Origin of the sequence: Microbacterium sp. CGR1, assembly GCF_051062835.1 — a bacterium.
Lineage (GTDB): Bacteria > Actinomycetota > Actinomycetes > Actinomycetales > Microbacteriaceae > Microbacterium.
Window position 1 is genome coordinate 2,638,490 of record NZ_JAOTPG010000001.1, and the last position, 17,154, is coordinate 2,655,643.

The window sequence follows — 17,154 nt, forward strand, 5'->3', positions numbered from 1 at the left end:
TATCACGTATCCTATAGGAAATCTTGAACTCAAAGGAGAGATTCGATGACGGACGCAGGCTTCCGACGGCCCACAGAACGCATTCCCGGTGGGGAGTGGTTCAGCGGCGCGGGCTTCGGCATCTTCGTGCACTGGGACCAGGCATCGCAGCAGGGGATCGAGATCTCCTGGCCGCTGGTCGGGCGCTCGATCATCCCCGGAGAGGATGCGGTCGAGGATGCGGTGACCGTCGCCGAGTACCAGGCGACCGCTCCGACGTTCTACCCCACGGAGTGGGATGCGGCGGATCTCGCCCGGCGCGTGCGCGAGGCGGGCGCCACCTACGTCGTCTTCACCGCCCGTCACCATGCCGGATACAACATGTTCTTCACGGAGCAGTCGGACTTCGGCGTCGAGCACGGACCCTTCGGGCGCGATATCACGCGTGAATTCGTCGATGCCGTTCGGGCGGAAGGGCTGAAGGTCGGCATCTACTACAGCCTTCCCGACTGGAATCACCCCGACTATCCGGCTTTCCGCGATGAGGACCTGCCCTACAAGCTCGAGCACTGGCCCGCCGCCGGCCTCGCGGAGTTCGCGGACACCCCGGACGCCACCGACCGCCACCGTCGGTCCTCGCCGGAGGAGTGGGGGCGCTACCTCGACTACGTGCGTGCTCAGCTCACCGAGCTGCTCACGAACTACGGGGAGATCGACCTGCTCTGGTTCGACGGAGACTGGGAGCGCTCCGCGGTGGAGTGGACCTCGCCCGGTCTGCGTCGACTGATCAAGGACCTGCAGCCGGACGTCGTCATCAATGACCGTCTGCCGGGCCAGGGCGACTACCGCACACCCGAGCAGGGCTTTCCGCTGAGCCCGCCATCGGGGCCGTGGGAACTGTGCCTCACGATCGGCGACCACTGGGCGTGGCGCAAGGGGCCCGACAACGAGAAGTCGGCACGGTCGCTGCTCGTCACCCTCATCGACGTCGTCGCCCGAGGCGGGAACCTGCTGCTCAATGTCGGCCCGGGACCCGACGGCACGCTGCCGACGGTCGAGCAGGAGCGGCTGCAGGAGTTCGCCGGATGGATGCGGGCGCACGCCGAGTCCGTGATCGGCGTCGAACCCACCACGGGCATCGACTTCCATGGACCCACGACCGCCCGTGCCGGCCGCCTCTATCTGCACCTGACCGCGCTGCCCGTCGAGGAGATCATCGTGCGCGGCCTCCCGGTGCGCAGGATCACACGGGTGCACCGACTCGCCGACGATCTCGAACTGCAGCATGACGCGAGCTTCGAGGTGCACGAGGCCTCCACGGCGGGCGACGACCTCGGCGAGCTGCGCATCGTGGCCCCCTCGCCCAGCGGCGCCCTGATCGACGTCATCGCCATCGACTTCTCCGAATGACCCGAGTGACCGAACACCGAAGCATCACCCCCTCACCCATCGCATCGAATCAGCATCCAATGAAGGAGGCAGACAGAATGAATGCACTCTCATCCCGACGCGCGAAGCGTGTCATCCTGACCGGCGTCGCGGGCCTCACCGCCCTCACCCTCGCCGGCTGTGCCAGCGGCTCGGGAGGCGGAGGCGGCGACGCCGGCGGTCCTCTCGTGCTGTACACCTGGGCCGCCAGCGAGGGAGATCAGGCGCAGTGGGCCGACTTCATCGACGGCGCCAAGGCCGAGGACCCCGACCTCGACATCACGGTCGAAGGTCCGAGCTTCTCGGACTATTGGACCAAGGTGAAGACACGCCTGAGCGGCTCGAACCCGCCCTGCCTGCTGACCACGCAGGCCGCCAGGGCCCAGGAGCTCGGCGACCTGCTGATGCCGCTCGACGACCTGATCGAGAAGAGCGGCTTCGACATCGACAGCATCGACGCCTCGATGCTCAGCGGCATGACGGTCGACGGCACGATCCGAGCGATCCCGTATGACGCCGAGCCGATCGTGCTGTTCTACAACGTCGAGGCGTTCCAGGCCGCGGGCCTCGAGCTGCCGGGCACCGAGTACACGCGCGACCGGTTCATCGCGGATGCCAAGGCACTGACCGACGGAGAGAAGAAGGGCCTCGCGCTCGCTCCCGGCATCTTCATCCCCAATGCCTGGTCGCTCGCCGACGGCGTTCCCGCGGTCACCGAAGACGGCGAGCTCGACCTGACCAACCCCGACTTCGTCGACCAGGTGCAGAGCTTCTTCGACCTCGTGTCGGTCGAGCAGGTCGCCAAGGCGCCCGAGGCCGCCGACGGATCCGAGGTCTCGCAGCAGGCGTTCACCTCGGGCGAGGTCCCGATGCTGATCGAGGGTCCGTGGATGTACGGCAGCTTCGCCGACGCCGCCGACTTCACGCTCGGCGTCACGATCGTCCCGTCGACGAGTGGCGAGGCCGCCGCGATGACCGCCGGCTCGGGCTTCGGCATCGCCGCGAACTGCGAGCGTCCCGACGAGGCCTTCGCGGCGATCGAGGCGCTGACCTCGCTGTCGGTGCAGGAGAAGCAGGCCGAGGCCCGCGGCATCGTCCCGGCGCGCATCGAGGCGCTCCCCGCATGGGCCGAGGGCAAGACGGAGGGCGCGGCCGATGTCGTCGAGGCTCTGCTCGCCGACGCGACCCCGCAGCGCACCACCTCGACCTGGAACCAGGTCGAGACCCTGATGACCCAGTACGGAGTGCAGGGCTACCGGGGTGAGCTGACCGCTGAGGAGATCATGAAGACGATCGAGAACTCGGTGGCGGGCTGAGCGGATGGCGATCATGAGCGAGCGGAGAGAGACCACGGTCTCCTCCCCGATGCCCGGCGCGGCGGGGGTGCCCCTCGGCACTCCCGCCCTGCGGGCGCCCCGTCCGCGCAGGGGACGCGGCGACGGCTGGGTGGCGGTCGCATTCCTCGCACCCGGGCTGATCGGGTTCGTCCTCTTCATCCTCACCCCGCTGTTCGGCTCGGCGTTCATCAGCCTGTTCGACTGGAAGCTGTTCGGCAGCCCCGACTTCATCGGGTTCGAGAACTACGTCAAGCTCTTCCGCGACCCGACGTTCTACACGGTGCTCGGCAACACGCTGATCTTCGCGATCGTCTACACCGCGCTGAACCTCTTCGTCGCTCTCACGATCTCGCTCTGGCTGAACACCCGCATGAAGGCGGCCGGCGCATGGAGGGTCATCTTCTTCCTGCCGGTCATCACCCCGATGGTGGCCAATGCCCTCGTGTGGCGATTGCTGCTCTCGCAGGACGGTCTCGTCAACTCGATGCTCGCGACCGTGGGCATCGACGGCCCCAACTGGCTCTCCGACTCGGCGTGGGCGCTGCCCTCGGTGATCGCGATGTCGGTGTGGCAGTCGTTCGGCTACAACGTGATCGTCCTGTCGGCAGGTCTCAGCGCGATCCCGAAGGAGCTGCTCGAGGCGTCGCGCATCGACGGCACCTCGGCGTGGCAGCGGCTGCGCTTCATCATCCTCCCGCTGCTCTCGCCGTCACTGTTCTTCTGCTCGACGATGACGATGATCGGAGCCTTCCAGGTGTTCGTGCAGCCGCTCTTCCTCACGCAGGGCGGACCCGGCGAGAGCACCAACACGTTCGTGCTCTACCTGTACCGCAACGGTTTCGTCTTCGATCGGCTCGGCTATGCATCCGCCCTCGCGTGGATCCTCTTCCTCGTCGTGATGCTCATCACGGCCCTGCAGTTCGTGGGCCAGCGCAGGTGGGTGAACTATGAGTGACGTCGTGAGCCTGCCCCGCCGTGCGAGCCAGCGCCGCGCATCCCTCAAGGAATGGCTCAACACCGCCGCGATCGCCGTGGTGGCGCTGATCTTCGCGTTCCCCTTCATCTGGATGTTCCTCACCGCCCTCAAACCCGAGAACGAGGTGTTCACGGCGACTCCGCAGATCTTCGGCTCGGAGATCCGGTGGGCGAACTTCGTCGAGGCCTGGACGGTCGTGCCGTTCGGCCGGTTCATCCTCAACGGCCTGACCGTCGCGATCCTCGGCGCCCTGCTCTCGGTGATCGTCGCCGTGCTCTCGGCCTACGCGTTCTCACGGCTGCGCTTCAAGTACCGCGACAAGCTCTTCCTGCTGTTCGTGCTCACGCTCGTGCTGCCGCAGGAGGTGCTCGTCGTTCCGCTGTTCATCATGATCAACAGCTGGGGGTGGAACGACAGCTTCGCGGCCCTCATCATCCCGTTCGCCTTCACCGCCTTCGGCACCTTCCTGATGCGGCAGTTCTTCCTCACCATTCCGATGGAGTACGAGGAAGCGGCGCTGATCGACGGCGCCTCGCGTCTGCGCACCCTGTGGTCGGTGCTGCTGCCGCAGCTCGTCGCCCCGCTCAGCGTGCTCGCCGTCTTCTCGTTCATCGGCTACTGGAACTCGTACCTGTGGCCGCTGATCATCATCAACACACAGGACATGGCCACCGTGCCCCTCGGGCTCGGCATGTTCACCGGTCAGTTCGGCACGCAGTGGTCGCTGCTCATGGCCGCGTCGACACTGGCCGTCATCCCCTCGTTGATCCTCGTGCTGCTGCTGCAGAGGCAGCTCATCAAGGGAGTCACCCTGGGCGGACTCGGAGGACGCTGATGACCACGACACATGACACCACCAGGAGCCTCCTCGAGGTCACGGCGGATGCGACCGCGGGCAGCCGCATCGTGCACGCCGAGGCGCAGCTGTGCGATCTGCCCGTCGAGACCGAGCGGACGGATGCTCTGCAGACGTTCGTGAAGCAGGAGACGATCTTCGTGCGGCTGCGCACGGAAGACGGCACGGAGGGCACCGGCTACAGCTACACGATCGGCACCGGAGGAGGAGCCGTGCTGAGTCTGCTCCGCGAGACGCTGCTCCCCGCGCTGATCGGTCTCGAGGCCGAACGCCCCGAGGCCGTGTGGCTCGCATTGTTCGGCATCACCCGCGCGACCACCGTGGGACCGATCACCGCACTCGCGCTCGCCGCGGTCGACACCGCCGTGTGGGACGCGAAGACCCGCCGGGCCGGCCTGCCGCTGTGGGTCGCCGCGGGCGGGGCCTCACCGTCCGTCCCGGTCTACGACACCGAGGGCGGGTGGCTGCACTTCCGCACGGACGAGTTGGTCGCGCACGCGGTCGATGCGAAGGAGCGAGGCATGGGCGGGGTGAAGATCAAGGTCGGCAAGCCTCGCGGCCACCAGGATCTGGAGCGACTGCGAGCCGTGCGAGATGCCGTCGGCCCCGGCATGGACATCATGGTCGACGCCAACCAGTCGTTCTCGGTGGCGGAAGCCGTGAGACGAGCGCGGCTGTTCGAGCAGGTCGACGTCTTCTGGTTCGAGGAGCCGTTGCCGGCGGAGGACATCGAGGGCCACCGTCTGCTCGCCCGCTCGACCTCGGTGCCGATCGCGGTCGGCGAGAGCATGTACTCGCTCGGCCACTTCCGCGAGCATCTGCAACGAGGCGGCGCGTCGATCGTGCAGCCCGATGTCGCCAGGGTCGGAGGCATCACGCCGTGGCTCAAGATCGCCCACCTCGCCGAGTCCTTCAACGCCCCTGTGGCTCCGCACTTCCTCATGGAGCTGCACGTGTCGCTCGTCTGCGCGATCCCCAACGCCCTGTACCTCGAGCACATCCCGCAGCTGCGGGCGGTCACGACCGGCGAGATCCGCATCGAGAACGGGCGCGGCTGGGCGCCGACGGATGCGGGACTCGGGATCGCCTGGGACCACCCGTCGCTCGGGCAGCTGTCCGTCGCATGAGTCCTCCCGTCTCCGCCCCGGAGTCCGCCGCCATCGGGCGCGGCGGACTCGCGGCTCCGCCCGTCGCCTACGGAGCTGCAGCCCTCGGCAACCTCTATCAGGCGCTCGGCGAAGAGGAATGGCCGGAGATCGTTCCCGCGGCATGGGCCAGCGGTGTGCGGTACTTCGATGTCGCGCCGCACTACGGGCTCGGTCTCGCCGAGCGGCGCCTGGGGGAGAGTCTGCGGGCGCTGCCCCGCGACGAGGTCGTCGTCTCGACCAAGGTCGGGCGACTCCTGGTTCCGCAGGATGCCGCGGGCCGGACGGACATCGACAACCTGTTCGACGTTCCCGCCGACCACCGTCGGGTGCGCGACTATTCGCGCGACGGTGTGCTGCGCTCGATCGAGGAGTCGCTTCGGCGTCTCGGTCTCGACCGCATCGACATCGCGCTCGTGCACGACCCGGACGGCCACGAGCGCGAGGCGCTCGAGGGTGCGTTCCCGGCGCTCAGCGAGCTGCGTGACCAGGGTGTGATCCGCTCCTTCGGGGCCGGCATGAATCAGAGCGCGATGCCCACCCGTTTCGTGCGCGAGACGGACGGCGACGTGATGATGATCGCGGGTCGTTGGACGCTGCTCGACCAGTCGGCCGCGGACGACCTGCTCCCCGCCGCACACGAGCGCGACGTGACGGTGCTCGCCGCCGCCGTGTTCAACTCGGGGATCCTCGCGACGGACGCTCCGGGGCAGGGCTCGACCTTCGACTACGGCCCCGCAGACCGCTCGGTCGTCGATCGTGCGCAGGCGATCGCGCGCGTCGCGCACCGCCATGGACGGACGCTCCCGGAGCTGGCCGCCCAGTACCCGCTGACGCATCCGGCAGTCGGGGCGGTCGTGATGGGCGGCGCGAGTGCCGAGCAGGTCGCGCGCAACAGCGGCCTCGTCGCTCGCCCCGTCGGGGACGACGTCTGGGGCGAGCTGCGGGAACGAGGCCTGATCAGCCAGGAAGTCGGCCCCGCGCGGCAGGCCGTGGGCCTGGAGGGGCACCCCGTACGATGAGACTCATGTTCGGCGACGACGAGGCACGCGGACCGCGGCCGCTCCCGGCGCGCCGCGCCCTCGTCGATGACGTGTACGACGCGGTACTCGGCCTTCTCATGGACCGGGTCATCGAACCGGGAGCCCGAGTGAACATCGACGCGGTCGCCCGCGATCTCGACGTCTCGCCGACCCCGGTGCGCGAGGCGCTGACCCGGCTCGAGTCCGAGGGCCTCGTCGCCAAGCGTGCGCTCAAGGGCTACGTCGCCGCAGCTCTGCTCGACGAGGCGGGTCTTCGAGACCTCTACGACATGCGCGAACTGCTCGAACCCGAGGCCGCACGTCGCGCCTCGACGCATCTCGACGACGACACCGAGAGCGAGCTCGCCGAGTCGGTCGTGCAGATGCGTGCAGCATCCGCCCCCGATGAGGACGAGAGCTTCCGCAACTACCGCCGGTTCATCGACGAGGACCTGCACTTCCACCATCTGATCGCCGAGCATGCGCAGAGCCCGCTGCTCTCGGAGGCGATCGTCCGGCTGCGTTCGCACATGCACCTCTACCGGCTGAACTTCCGCCACGACTTCGAGGCCGACACGGTGAGCGAGCACGAGAGGATCCTCGACGCGCTGCGGCGACGGGACGCGCACGCCGCCGCCGAGGCGATGCGCGCCCACATCGAGAATTCGTACGAAAGGCTCGGCCCAGCCCTCGCTCGACGGACCGCCGACGCATCCGAATGATCTGATCGCGGATTTCAGATCGCGCAAACTGCCCGGAAAATCAGGGAAAACCGATCATTCACGTGATTCGGATGCGGGAACAGCGGCCCGGAATGCCGGAATTGCAAGGTAAACTGGATATCGACACCCGCCCGCCTGCGCCGCACCCCCGGCCGACGAGCTTCGAGGAGCCGCGTATATGCTGACGCTCCTCGCCGTGTTCCTACTCGGGTCCATCGTGATGCCCGTGCTGGTGCGCTGGCTGGGTTCCCAGGCATTCGCCATCGCCGCCCTCATTCCCGCAGCGGCATTCGTCCACGCGCTCGTCCTCACCCCTCAGGTGCTCGACGGGCCGACGCCGTTCGTCTCGGTCGAGTGGATCCCGCAGCTCGGGCTCAACCTGTCGATGAACATGGACGTGCTCGGCTGGGTGCTCACCCTGATCGTCACGGGCGTCGGCGCTCTCGTGCTGCTCTACTGCCGGTGGTACTTCCACGACGACTCGGCGGGCATCGGCCAGTTCGCGGCCGTCCTGCTCGGGTTCGCCGGCGCGATGTACGGCCTCGTCCTGACAGACGACCTGGTCATGCTCGTCATGTTCTGGGAGGTGACGAGCATCCTCTCGTACCTCCTGATCGGGCACTACCGCCGCCGCGCGGCCAGCCGACGTGCGGCCCTGCAGGCACTCCTGGTCACCACCCTCGGCGGCCTCGTGATGTTCGTCGGGGTCGTCCTGCTCGTGGTCGACGCCGGCACCTCCAGCATCCGCGAGATCCTCGAGCTCGCCCCGACCGGGCCCATCGTCGACGCCGCAGTGGTGATGCTCCTGATCGGAGCCATCAGCAAGTCGGCGATCTTCCCCTTCCACTTCTGGTTGCCGGGTGCCATGGCGGCTCCGACGCCGGTGAGCGCCTACCTGCACGCGGCGGCCATGGTCAAGGCGGGCATCTACCTGATCGCGCGCTTCGCGCCGATCTTCGCGTTCACCGGACCCTGGCGGCCGATCATCATCTCGCTGGGAATCGTCACGATGCTCATCGGCGGCATCCAGGCCCTGCGCGAGACCGACCTCAAGCGCATCCTCGCCTTCGGCACCGTGAGCCAGCTCGGGTTCTTCTCGATCGTGATCGGCTACGGCACGCAGGCGAGCGCCCTGGCCGGCCTTGCGCTCGTGATCGGGCACGCGCTGTTCAAGTCGGCGCTGTTCCTGATCGTCGGTGTGATCGACCGTCAGCTGTCGACCCGAGACATCGACGAGCTGAGCGGGGTGGGCAGACAGGCCCCGGTCATGGCGACCGCGGCATTCATCTCGGTCGCCTCGATGGCGGGCATCGCCCCGACCATCGGCTTCGTCGCCAAGGAGTCGACGCTCACCGCGCTCCTCGACGACGCGATGCACGGGTCTCCATGGGGCCTCGTCGCGATCATCGGCGTCAGCCTCGGATCCATTCTCACTGCGGCATATGGCATCCGCTTCCTCTGGGGTGCCTTCTGGAAGAAACGGGATGCAGTCGGCGACCGCCTGCCGGACACCGCCTGGCCAGACCCGCCGGTCGGCTTCCTCTCGGCGCCGATCATCCTCGCCGGCATCACGCTCGCCGCCGGGATCGGCGCACCCGCGATCGACATCGCCCTGCAGGGATACGCGCTCACCGCGACCCCCGGGCTCGATGCGGAGGGCGTCGCGACGGAGGGGCCAGGACACCTCGCCCTCTGGCACGGGCTCGAACCTGCGCTCGGCATCTCGATCCTCTCGATCCTTCTCGGTGCGGGGCTCTTCCTGCTCACCGTGCGCACCGGGTGGGACCGCAAGGCGCGTCTGATCCGCTTCACCGCGGCAGACGTCTACTACCTGGTGATGCGGGGAGTCGACCGGCTCTCGGTGCTCAGCACGACCCTGACCCAGCGAGGCTCGCTCCCCGTCTACGTCGGCACGATCTTCGTCGTCTTCGTGGCCGCCGAGATCACGGCGCTGCTGGCGAGCGACGTCGACCGGTTCCAGCTCTCGGCATGGCACACGCCGGCGCAGCTGGTCGTGGCGCCGATGATGGCGGCCGCAGCCGTCATGGCCGTCCGCGCGCAGAAGCGCTACACCGGCGTCGTGCTCGTCTCGATCACGGGCCTCGGCATGGTCGTGCTGTTCGCGACGAGCGGCGCGCCCGACCTGGCGCTCACGCAGATCCTGGTCGAGACGGTGACCATGGTCACATTCGCCCTCGTCCTCCGGCGCCTCCCGGCGCGCATGGGTGAGCACAACGCATCCGTCGGCCGCATCCCTCGGGCGCTCCTCGGCGTCGGCGTCGGCCTCACCATGGCCCTCGTCGCGATCGTGGCGACGCAGTCGCGCGTCTCCGATCCCATCTCCGAGGCCTTCCCCAAGCTCGCGTACGAGATCGGCCACGGCAAGAACGTCGTCAACGTCGCGCTCGTCGACCTCCGCGGGTGGGACACGATGGGCGAGCTCTCGGTGCTCGTGCTTGCCGCCACGGGAGTCGCCTCGCTGGTGTTCGTCACGCACCGGGCCGACATGCTCTCGGCGACGAAGACGCTGCCCAAGGCCCGTCGCCGTCGCACGCTCAGCCGCCCCCTGGTCGAGACGACCGAGGGCGTGCGCTTCCAGACCTCCGAGAACGAGAGCAGCCCCCGTGCCTGGCTCGTCGGCGGTCAGAAGATGAAGCCCGAGAATCGGTCGATCCTCCTCGAGGTCATCGTCCGCGTCCTGTTCCACACGATCATCGTGGTGTCGATCTTCCTGCTGTTCGCCGGGCACAACCTCCCCGGCGGTGGCTTCGCCGGCGGACTCGTCGCCGGCATGGCTCTCGTCATGCGGTACGTCGCGGGCGGGCGCTGGGAGCTCGGAGCAGCCGCACCCACGGATGCCGGACGACTTCTCGGCACGGGGCTCATCCTCGCCGTCGGCACCGCCGTCGTTCCGCTGTTCTTCGGGATGGCGCCGCTCACCAGCACGTTCTGGGAGTGGGAGATCCCGGGCATCGGACACATGGAGTTCGTCACCTCGACCATCTTCGACATCGGCGTCTACCTCGTCGTGATCGGTCTCGTTCTCGACGTGCTGCGCAGCCTCGGCGGAGAGGTCGACCGCCAGGCGCAGGAGTTCCGCGAGCGGGGGGTGACCATCTGATGGACATCTCCCTGACCCTGATCGTGATCATGGCCGTGCTGTTCGCCTGCGGTGTCTACGCGATGCTCGAGCGCAGCCTGACCCGGGTGCTGATCGGATTCCTCCTGCTCGGCAATGCCACGAACATCCTGCTGCTGATCGTGATGGGTGTCCCGGGCAACGCGCCCTTCTTCGGCACCGAGGGCGAGCTCAGCGATCCGCTTCCGCAGGCCCTGACGCTCACGGCCATCGTGATCACGTTCGCCGTCTCGGCGTTCCTCCTGGCGCTCATCTACCGCTCCTGGCAGCTGGGCCAGGCCGACACCGTCGAGGACGACGAGGCCGACATCGCGCTCCGCGAGCGCACCGATGCCGACGAGGATCTCATGGACGACGAGGCCGACGCCGCCGACGACGAGGCCACCACCGACTTCGTGGGCGTCCAGACGGCTCCGATCACCGTGCTGCACATGCGCGACCACCCCGCGATCCACGACGACGCGCCGACTGATCGCCCGACCGCCCCTCGCCCGGCGCCCGCGGCGGCTGGGCCGGAGGCGGAGGAGGATGCGGATGCCGTGGCATCCACCCTCGCCCACGAATCGGCTCCGCCCGAGGACGAGAACGAGCACAACGAGTCGGACGAGACGACAGACGGGGAGGACCGCCGATGAGCGCCCTCGTCCCACTGCTCGTCGCGCTGCCGCTGCTCGGCGCCGCCGTCACGCTGATCTTCGGCCGCAACCCCCGCCTCCAGGCTTTCGTCACGGTCGCGACCCTGGCCATCGTCTCGGTCATCGCCGCGGTGCTGCTGGTCGTCGTCGACGCCGGTGTTCCCCTCGCCGTCTCGGTCGGCGGCTGGCCGGTGCCGTTCGGCATCGTCCTGTACGTCGACCGGCTCGCCGCGCTCCTGGTGCTCATCTCGAGCATCGTGCTGCTCGCCGTGCTGCTGTTCTCCATCGGTCAGGGCGCGGCAGACGGCACCGACGAGACGCCGATCTCGATCTTCAACCCGTCGTACCTGATCCTCGCCGCCGGAATCTTCAACGCGTTCATCGCGGGAGACCTCTTCAACCTGTACGTCGGATTCGAGATCCTGCTCGTCGCGTCCTACGTGCTGATCACCTTGGGCAGCACCGAGTCCCGCATCCGCACCGGCGCCGTCTACATCGTCGTGTCCCTGGTCTCGTCGATCCTGTTCCTCGCCTCGATCGCGATGATCTACGGAGCCCTCGGCACCGTGAACATGGCGCAGATCGCCGAGCGGATGACCGAGCTCCCGCAAGAGACGCAGCTCGTGCTGCACCTCATGCTGGTGATCGCCTTCGGCATCAAGGCCGCCATCTTCCCCGTGTCGTTCTGGCTGCCCGACTCGTACCCGACGGCTCCGGCCCCTGTCACCGCGGTCTTCGCCGGCTTGCTGACGAAGGTCGGCGTGTACGCGCTCATCCGCACCGAGACGCAGCTGTTCGCCGACAACAGCATCGACACCCTGCTGCTGATCATCGCGCTCGCGACCATGATCGTGGGAGTGCTCGGCGCCGTCGCGCAGGCGGAGCTGAAACGAATCCTGTCGTTCACGCTCGTCAGCCATGTCGGGTACATGATCTTCGGTCTCGCGATAGCGACGCCCGCCGCGATCGGCGCGACGGTGTACTACATCGTCCACCACATCATCGTGCAGACGACCCTGTTCCTCGCGGTCGGACTCATCGAGCGTCGAGCGGGCAGCACGTCGATCCTCCGGGTGAAGGGGCTGCTCAAGGTCGCGCCGGTGATCGCCGTGCTCTACTTCATCCCCGCGATCAACCTCGGTGGACTCCCGCCGTTCTCCGGGTTCATCGGCAAGTTCGCGCTGTTCGAGGCGGCGGCATCCGTCGGCACCCCCCTGATGATCGTGCTGATCGCCGGCGGTATCGTCACCTCGCTCCTCACCCTCTACGCGCTGATGCGCGCCTGGAACCTCGCGTTCTGGCGCGAGGAGGAGGACTCGGCCGAGACCGAGGGACGCATCTCGTACCTGGGCAACGCTCCCGCGGCCGACGAGCAGCAGGAGCGTCGCCGCATCCCCCGGATCATGACCGTCGCGACGGCCGGGATGGTCGGGGTCACCGTGGCGCTGACAGTCTTCGCCGGCCCTCTCTACGCGCTGTGCGACCGCATCGGCGAGGCTCTGCTCGACCCGGTGAGCCTCATCCAGCTGGAAGACGAGGTGGAGGGATGAGCCCCACCGAGACCGGCCGTCACTTCTGGCGCGACATCCGCGTGCAGCTTCCGTTCCTCGCGTGGCTGGTCGTGCTGTGGATGCTGCTGTGGAGCCAGTTCACGGTGCTCGCTTTCCTCTCGGGACTCGTCGTCGCGGTCTTCGTCACCCGCGTCTTCCGACTGCCGACGGTCGAACTCTCGGGGCGCATCAACGTCTGGTACGCCGCGATCCTGGTCGTGCAGTTCCTGTTCGCGGTGCTGCAGGGCGCGCTCGCGGTGACCGTGCAGGTCTTCGACTTCCGGCGTCAGCCCGGGGCCGCGATCATCGCCGTGCCGCTCAAGTACGCCGACGATCTGATGATGACCCACGTGTCGGTCGTCTCGTCGCTGGTCCCCGGGTCTCTCGTCGTCGAGGCCGATCGCGACCGCCAGGTGCTGTACCTGCACGTGATCGGCGTGCGCAGCCTGGCAGACGTCGAGAAGCAGCGTGAGGGTGTGCTCCGCTGGGAGCGCAGGGTCGTGCGTGCGCTCGGCGCCCCGGAGCAGTACCGTGCCCTCAAGGCGGACGAGCGCGCAGCGCGCGCCGCCTCTGCCGGCGGTTCCGTCGGCTCGGCCGGTGGCGCGAAGAAGGGCGGTGCCCGATGAACATCCTCCTGCTGGCGATCATGGTCGTCTTCGGCATCGCGGCCATCCTGACGATCATCCGGATCGTGCGGGGCCCGTCGATCCTCGACCGCGCCGTCGCCTCCGACGTGCTGCTCACCGAGGTCATGTGCGTGCTCGGCGCCGAGATGGCGATCAACGGGCATACCCGCAACATCCCGGTGCTGCTGATCATCGCCGCGGTGGGCGTCTTCGGGTCGATCTCGGTCGCCCGGTTCGTCGCCAGAAGGGACAACACGACGCCATGAACGTGTTCGGCCTCAGCATCCCCGACGGCGTCATCGACGTCGCCGTCCTCGTATTGATCCTGCTCGGTGCCCTGCTCTGCCTCTCGGCCGCCGTCGGACTGCTGCGCTTCCGCGACGTGCCGTCTCGGCTGCACGCCGCCACCAAGCCCCAGGTGCTGGGGCTCATCCTGATCTGTCTCGCGATCGCGCTGTCGCTGCGCACGGTCGGAGGGATCCTCGTGGGCCTCGCCCTCGTCGCCCCGATCGTGCTCATGCAGTTCGCCACAGCCCCTCTGTCGGCGCACATCGTCGGCCGGCAGGCGTATCGCAACGGCACGACCGACGAGCGCAGCCTCGTCGTCGACGAGCTCGCAGACTCGAAGCAGACTCCTCCCGGCGCGGGCTGAGAGTCGAAGAGGGGGGACGATGTCAGCACCGCAGGGGTGGTACGACGCCGGCACGCCGGGTGTTCAGCGCTGGTGGGACGGCGTGCAGTGGACCGCACATGAGCGGGAGATCCCGCCGACGGCGGTGTCCGGGCCGACGGCGGCGTGGATGGGCTGGTATCAGGTGCCGGGAACCTCGGACGTCCGCTGGTGGGACGGAACCGTCTGGTCCCCGTATCGCATCCGCGATGGCCGTCCTCGGCCCGACGTTCTGGCCGTCGAGCCTCCTCAGATGGGGTTCTTCCTCGGCATCCTGTTCTTCGTGCTCGCCATGCTGCAGCTGAGCGCGGCGCTGATCACGCAGAACCCCGGCAACTTCGTCCTCCCCGTCCTGCTGCTGACGGCCGCCGCGATCTGGTTCGTCGGCGCTGCGTACTCGCGCCGCGTGCGCACGCTCTCCGCTCCGCAGTCGGCGCCGATCATGGGCGCCGCCGTGCAGCCGCTGCCCGGTGAGGTCGAAGGACCCGAAGCCGGGTGGTATCCGATGACGGCACAGGTCAGTCGCTGGTGGACCGGATCCCGGTGGAGCTGGTACATCGGCACGAAGTTCGGTGTTCGCCCCGGGCACGCCGGTCCTCGGGGCTATCTCGCGTCGATGATCGTCGGGTGGTGCGTGGCCGCGCTCGCGGTCGCCGGTCTGATCGTCTCCGTGCTGGGATCGGTCATCGAACAGGGGCCGTACTCGGGAGCCATGATCGCGATCGGCATCATCGTGACCCTCCTCTTCGGAGGTCTGGCCGCGTTCACCCTGCTGCTGACCCGTTCGCGCCGCAACGCGATGCTCCTGCCGACATCGCCGCCGCCCCTGCGCTGAGTGGGTCTCCTCGCGCTCGTCGGTGCGGTCAGAGGTTGTCGGCGAAGCCCTGGATCAGACGCGCGGCCGGCTCGGAGTCGCTGATCAGCGTGCCGTGACCGTGGTCGGGGATCACCCGCAGGTCGGCACCGGGGATCTCGTCGATGATCTCCTGGCACCAGCTCATCGGTGCCAGCGGGTCGCTCTCACCGCGCAGCACGAGCACGGGCTGGTCGATGCGCGCGAACGCCTTCTCGGGCTGGTGCACGATGGTCGCCCGGATCTTGCGGATCAGGTGGGGGCCGCCGCGGAGGTACTCCCGGGCGCCGCGCCAGATCACGAGGGGGCGCTCGCCGATCAGGTCGGTCAGCAGATAGCTCGCCTGCGCGGCCACGTTGCGGGCGGCCTTGTTCACCGTGGGGCCTGCGAGCACGACGCCCTCGACGAGCGACGGATGCCGTGCGGCGAGCTCCGCCGCGATCTGGCTGCCCATCGAGTGCCCGATCACGACGACCGGACCTTCACCGGCGTGGCGCAGGTAGGCGGCGACGAGATCGGCGTGACGCTCCATGGTGAAGGTGCGGGTGGGCTCCGGGGCCTCGCCGAATCCGGGGAGGTCGAGCGCGATGACCCGGCCGCGCAACCTCTGTACGACGTCGAGGTAGACGCTGCGACCCATGCCGATGCCGTGCAGCAGCAGGAAGGTGTGGGCGCCTTCGCCGAAGGTCTCCGCGATGAGGGTCGCCCCGGCGTGGTCGAACTCGAGCAGTGTGACAGGTGTGCCCTTCGGGGCGAGATAGCTGGAGACCACCCGTCAACGCTAACCCATCGCATACCGGCGTCCGTGGGGACGCGTCTCGGAGCCGTGCGAGGATGACAGGGTGTCTTCGCCCGATCCCCATCCCGACCTGGTCGGGAAGGACGGCGAGGACACAGCCGCGACGAAGAGCGTCGTCGCCCGCCTGTCCGCCGGCATGAGCGACCCGGTCCTGCGGGCGCTGGTGACGGCCACTTCGGTCTCCCGAGTCGGCCGCGGCGTCTTCCTCGCCGTCACGGTGCTCTTCTTCACGCAGGTCATCGGCCTGTCGCCCGCGCAGGCCGCTGTCGTGCTCGCGGTGTCGAGCGGATGCGGTGTCGTGGCGTCGTTCCTCGGCGGGTGGCTGGCAGACAGGTGGAGTGCCCGGCGTCTCGCCTTCGGCTTCGAACTGACCGGGGGCGTTCTGCTCGCCGCCTACGCCTTCGTGGGGGACTTCGCCTCGGCCCTCCTCCTCGCGAGCCTCGCCGGCTTCTTCGATACGCTCGGCCACTCCGCGCGGTCGGCGATCATCGCCCGCGGCTTCGCTCCCGAGAAGCGCGTGCACGCCCGAGCCGTGCTGCGCACAGTGACGAACCTCGCGATCGCCGCGGGCTCCGGCATCGGCGCGATCGCTCTCGCCCTGGGCACGCCGGAGGCGTACCGCACGGTCATCGCCTGCGCCGGAGTGATCTGCGCCCTCGGGTCCCTTCCCCTGCTGCGCCTCACCTCGGCCGTCGACGCGCCGGCTCGCGCGCGAGTGAAGGTGCTGCACACCGAGACCGGATCGATCGACACCCATGCCACCGCGGCGGCGTCGGCGGAGCGCCGGGACTGGAACCGCCGCTCGCCGTGGCGCGACCCCCGCTATCTGCTGCTGAGCGGTCTGTCGGCCGTGTTCGGCATGCAGTTCGGTGTCGCCGAGCTCGGCGTCCCCCTGTGGATCACCGAGAACACCAACGCGCCGGAGGCGACCTTCGCCGTGCTGCTGATCATCAACACCGCGCTGGTCGTGCTCTTTCAGGTGCGAGCCTCCCGGGGCACGCACGACGTCCGCATCGCGGGCCGGGTGACGATGATCGCCGGCTGGCTCATGGTCGCCGCATGCATCGTCTACGCGCTCGCCGCGGGTCTGCCCGCCTGGGCGGCAATCGTCATCCTCATCGTCGGCATGGTCGCGCACACGTTCGCCGAGATCCTGTCGCAGGCGGGCGCCTGGGGACTGAGCTTCGAGCTCGCAGACCCCGTGCGCGCCGGTGCCTACCAGGGCGTCTTCGGAATGGGCTTCTCGCTCGGTGCACTGGCGTCGCCCATCGTCGTGAACGCCACGGCGATCACGTTCGGCTTCGCGGGATGGGTGATGCTCGCGGGGATCTTCCTCGCCGCCGCCGTCGGCATCCGGCTGATCGCATGCCGCGCCGCTGCATCCGAACCCACGCCTGCCTGAGGGGCGAGTCGACGC

The 17,154-nt window shown here is 68.5% G+C and carries 16 protein-coding genes; 15 read left to right on the forward strand and 1 reads right to left on the reverse strand.

Features of this window, described 5'->3' with window-relative positions:
- Positions 1-45 precede the first annotated feature (45 nt).
- The 14 genes from OD997_RS13090 (at position 46) to OD997_RS13155 (ending at position 14,920) form a co-directional block, all read left to right on the forward strand.
- On the forward strand, positions 46-1,389 hold the full coding sequence (locus OD997_RS13090; RefSeq protein ID WP_434331960.1) for an alpha-L-fucosidase: 1,344 nt from the start codon (positions 46-48) through the stop codon (positions 1,387-1,389).
- A gap of 77 nt (positions 1,390-1,466) precedes the next feature.
- Positions 1,467-2,723 carry an ABC transporter substrate-binding protein gene (locus tag OD997_RS13095; RefSeq protein WP_434331961.1) on the forward strand — a complete coding sequence of 419 codons (1,257 nt, stop codon included), beginning with the start codon at positions 1,467-1,469 and terminating at the stop codon, positions 2,721-2,723.
- 13 nt (positions 2,724-2,736) lie between these two features.
- Entirely contained in the window at positions 2,737-3,699 is a 963-nt protein-coding gene (locus OD997_RS13100; protein WP_434331962.1) for a carbohydrate ABC transporter permease, read from the forward strand.
- A complete protein-coding gene (locus OD997_RS13105; protein WP_434331963.1) occupies positions 3,692-4,555 on the forward strand; it encodes a carbohydrate ABC transporter permease in 864 nt (287 codons plus the stop codon). Before OD997_RS13100 ends, OD997_RS13105 begins: the two co-directional genes overlap by 8 nt.
- Positions 4,555-5,703 (forward strand): mandelate racemase/muconate lactonizing enzyme family protein, encoded by a 1,149-nt coding sequence (locus OD997_RS13110; RefSeq protein ID WP_434331964.1) that lies wholly within the window; start codon positions 4,555-4,557, stop codon positions 5,701-5,703. Before OD997_RS13105 ends, OD997_RS13110 begins: the two co-directional genes overlap by 1 nt.
- Positions 5,700-6,743 carry an aldo/keto reductase gene (locus OD997_RS13115; RefSeq protein WP_434331965.1) on the forward strand — a complete coding sequence of 348 codons (1,044 nt, stop codon included), beginning with the start codon at positions 5,700-5,702 and terminating at the stop codon, positions 6,741-6,743. Before OD997_RS13110 ends, OD997_RS13115 begins: the two co-directional genes overlap by 4 nt.
- A gap of 5 nt (positions 6,744-6,748) precedes the next feature.
- On the forward strand, positions 6,749-7,465 hold the full coding sequence (locus OD997_RS13120; protein WP_434331966.1) for a GntR family transcriptional regulator: 717 nt from the start codon (positions 6,749-6,751) through the stop codon (positions 7,463-7,465).
- A gap of 178 nt (positions 7,466-7,643) precedes the next feature.
- On the forward strand, positions 7,644-10,586 hold the full coding sequence (locus tag OD997_RS13125) for a Na+/H+ antiporter subunit A (RefSeq protein WP_434331967.1): 2,943 nt from the start codon (positions 7,644-7,646) through the stop codon (positions 10,584-10,586).
- Positions 10,586-11,239, forward strand: coding sequence for an NADH-quinone oxidoreductase subunit K (locus OD997_RS13130; protein ID WP_434331968.1), 654 nt, complete (start codon positions 10,586-10,588; stop codon positions 11,237-11,239). Before OD997_RS13125 ends, OD997_RS13130 begins: the two co-directional genes overlap by 1 nt.
- A complete protein-coding gene (locus OD997_RS13135; protein ID WP_434331969.1) occupies positions 11,236-12,789 on the forward strand; it encodes a Na+/H+ antiporter subunit D in 1,554 nt (517 codons plus the stop codon). Before OD997_RS13130 ends, OD997_RS13135 begins: the two co-directional genes overlap by 4 nt.
- On the forward strand, positions 12,786-13,415 hold the full coding sequence (locus tag OD997_RS13140) for a Na+/H+ antiporter subunit E (protein WP_434331970.1): 630 nt from the start codon (positions 12,786-12,788) through the stop codon (positions 13,413-13,415). The genes OD997_RS13135 and OD997_RS13140 overlap by 4 nt, the downstream gene beginning before the upstream one ends.
- Positions 13,412-13,681: a monovalent cation/H+ antiporter complex subunit F gene (locus tag OD997_RS13145; RefSeq protein WP_434331971.1), complete on the forward strand. Its 270-nt coding sequence runs from the start codon at positions 13,412-13,414 to the stop codon at positions 13,679-13,681. Before OD997_RS13140 ends, OD997_RS13145 begins: the two co-directional genes overlap by 4 nt.
- Positions 13,678-14,067 (forward strand): monovalent cation/H(+) antiporter subunit G, encoded by a 390-nt coding sequence (mnhG, locus tag OD997_RS13150; RefSeq protein ID WP_056310809.1) that lies wholly within the window; start codon positions 13,678-13,680, stop codon positions 14,065-14,067. The genes OD997_RS13145 and mnhG overlap by 4 nt, the downstream gene beginning before the upstream one ends.
- A gap of 19 nt (positions 14,068-14,086) precedes the next feature.
- Positions 14,087-14,920 (forward strand): DUF2510 domain-containing protein, encoded by an 834-nt coding sequence (locus OD997_RS13155; protein ID WP_434331972.1) that lies wholly within the window; start codon positions 14,087-14,089, stop codon positions 14,918-14,920.
- 28 nt (positions 14,921-14,948) lie between these two features.
- Here OD997_RS13155 and OD997_RS13160 read toward each other — a convergent pair whose 3' ends face one another.
- Entirely contained in the window at positions 14,949-15,710 is a 762-nt protein-coding gene (locus tag OD997_RS13160; RefSeq protein WP_434331973.1) for an alpha/beta fold hydrolase, read from the reverse strand.
- Positions 15,711-15,780: 70 nt separating this feature from the next.
- On the opposite strand from OD997_RS13160, the gene OD997_RS13165 reads away from it, so the two are divergent.
- Positions 15,781-17,139 (forward strand): MFS transporter, encoded by a 1,359-nt coding sequence (locus OD997_RS13165; RefSeq protein WP_434331974.1) that lies wholly within the window; start codon positions 15,781-15,783, stop codon positions 17,137-17,139.
- Positions 17,140-17,154: the final 15 nt, after the last annotated feature.

Bases quoted from the DNA above. Each gene is read 5' to 3' on its own strand.
- OD997_RS13090 (WP_434331960.1), top strand. From the start codon at position 46: ATGACGGACGCAGGCTTCCGACGGCCCACAGAACGCATTCCCGGTGGG.
- OD997_RS13095 (WP_434331961.1), top strand. From the start codon at position 1,467: ATGAATGCACTCTCATCCCGACGCGCGAAGCGTGTCATCCTGACCGGC.
- OD997_RS13100 (WP_434331962.1), top strand. From the start codon at position 2,737: ATGAGCGAGCGGAGAGAGACCACGGTCTCCTCCCCGATGCCCGGCGCG.
- OD997_RS13105 (WP_434331963.1), top strand. From the start codon at position 3,692: ATGAGTGACGTCGTGAGCCTGCCCCGCCGTGCGAGCCAGCGCCGCGCA.
- OD997_RS13110 (WP_434331964.1), top strand. From the start codon at position 4,555: ATGACCACGACACATGACACCACCAGGAGCCTCCTCGAGGTCACGGCG.
- OD997_RS13115 (WP_434331965.1), top strand. From the start codon at position 5,700: ATGAGTCCTCCCGTCTCCGCCCCGGAGTCCGCCGCCATCGGGCGCGGC.
- OD997_RS13120 (WP_434331966.1), top strand. From the start codon at position 6,749: ATGTTCGGCGACGACGAGGCACGCGGACCGCGGCCGCTCCCGGCGCGC.
- OD997_RS13125 (WP_434331967.1), top strand. From the start codon at position 7,644: ATGCTGACGCTCCTCGCCGTGTTCCTACTCGGGTCCATCGTGATGCCC.
- OD997_RS13130 (WP_434331968.1), top strand. From the start codon at position 10,586: ATGGACATCTCCCTGACCCTGATCGTGATCATGGCCGTGCTGTTCGCC.
- OD997_RS13135 (WP_434331969.1), top strand. From the start codon at position 11,236: ATGAGCGCCCTCGTCCCACTGCTCGTCGCGCTGCCGCTGCTCGGCGCC.
- OD997_RS13140 (WP_434331970.1), top strand. From the start codon at position 12,786: ATGAGCCCCACCGAGACCGGCCGTCACTTCTGGCGCGACATCCGCGTG.
- OD997_RS13145 (WP_434331971.1), top strand. From the start codon at position 13,412: ATGAACATCCTCCTGCTGGCGATCATGGTCGTCTTCGGCATCGCGGCC.
- mnhG (WP_056310809.1), top strand. From the start codon at position 13,678: ATGAACGTGTTCGGCCTCAGCATCCCCGACGGCGTCATCGACGTCGCC.
- OD997_RS13155 (WP_434331972.1), top strand. From the start codon at position 14,087: ATGTCAGCACCGCAGGGGTGGTACGACGCCGGCACGCCGGGTGTTCAG.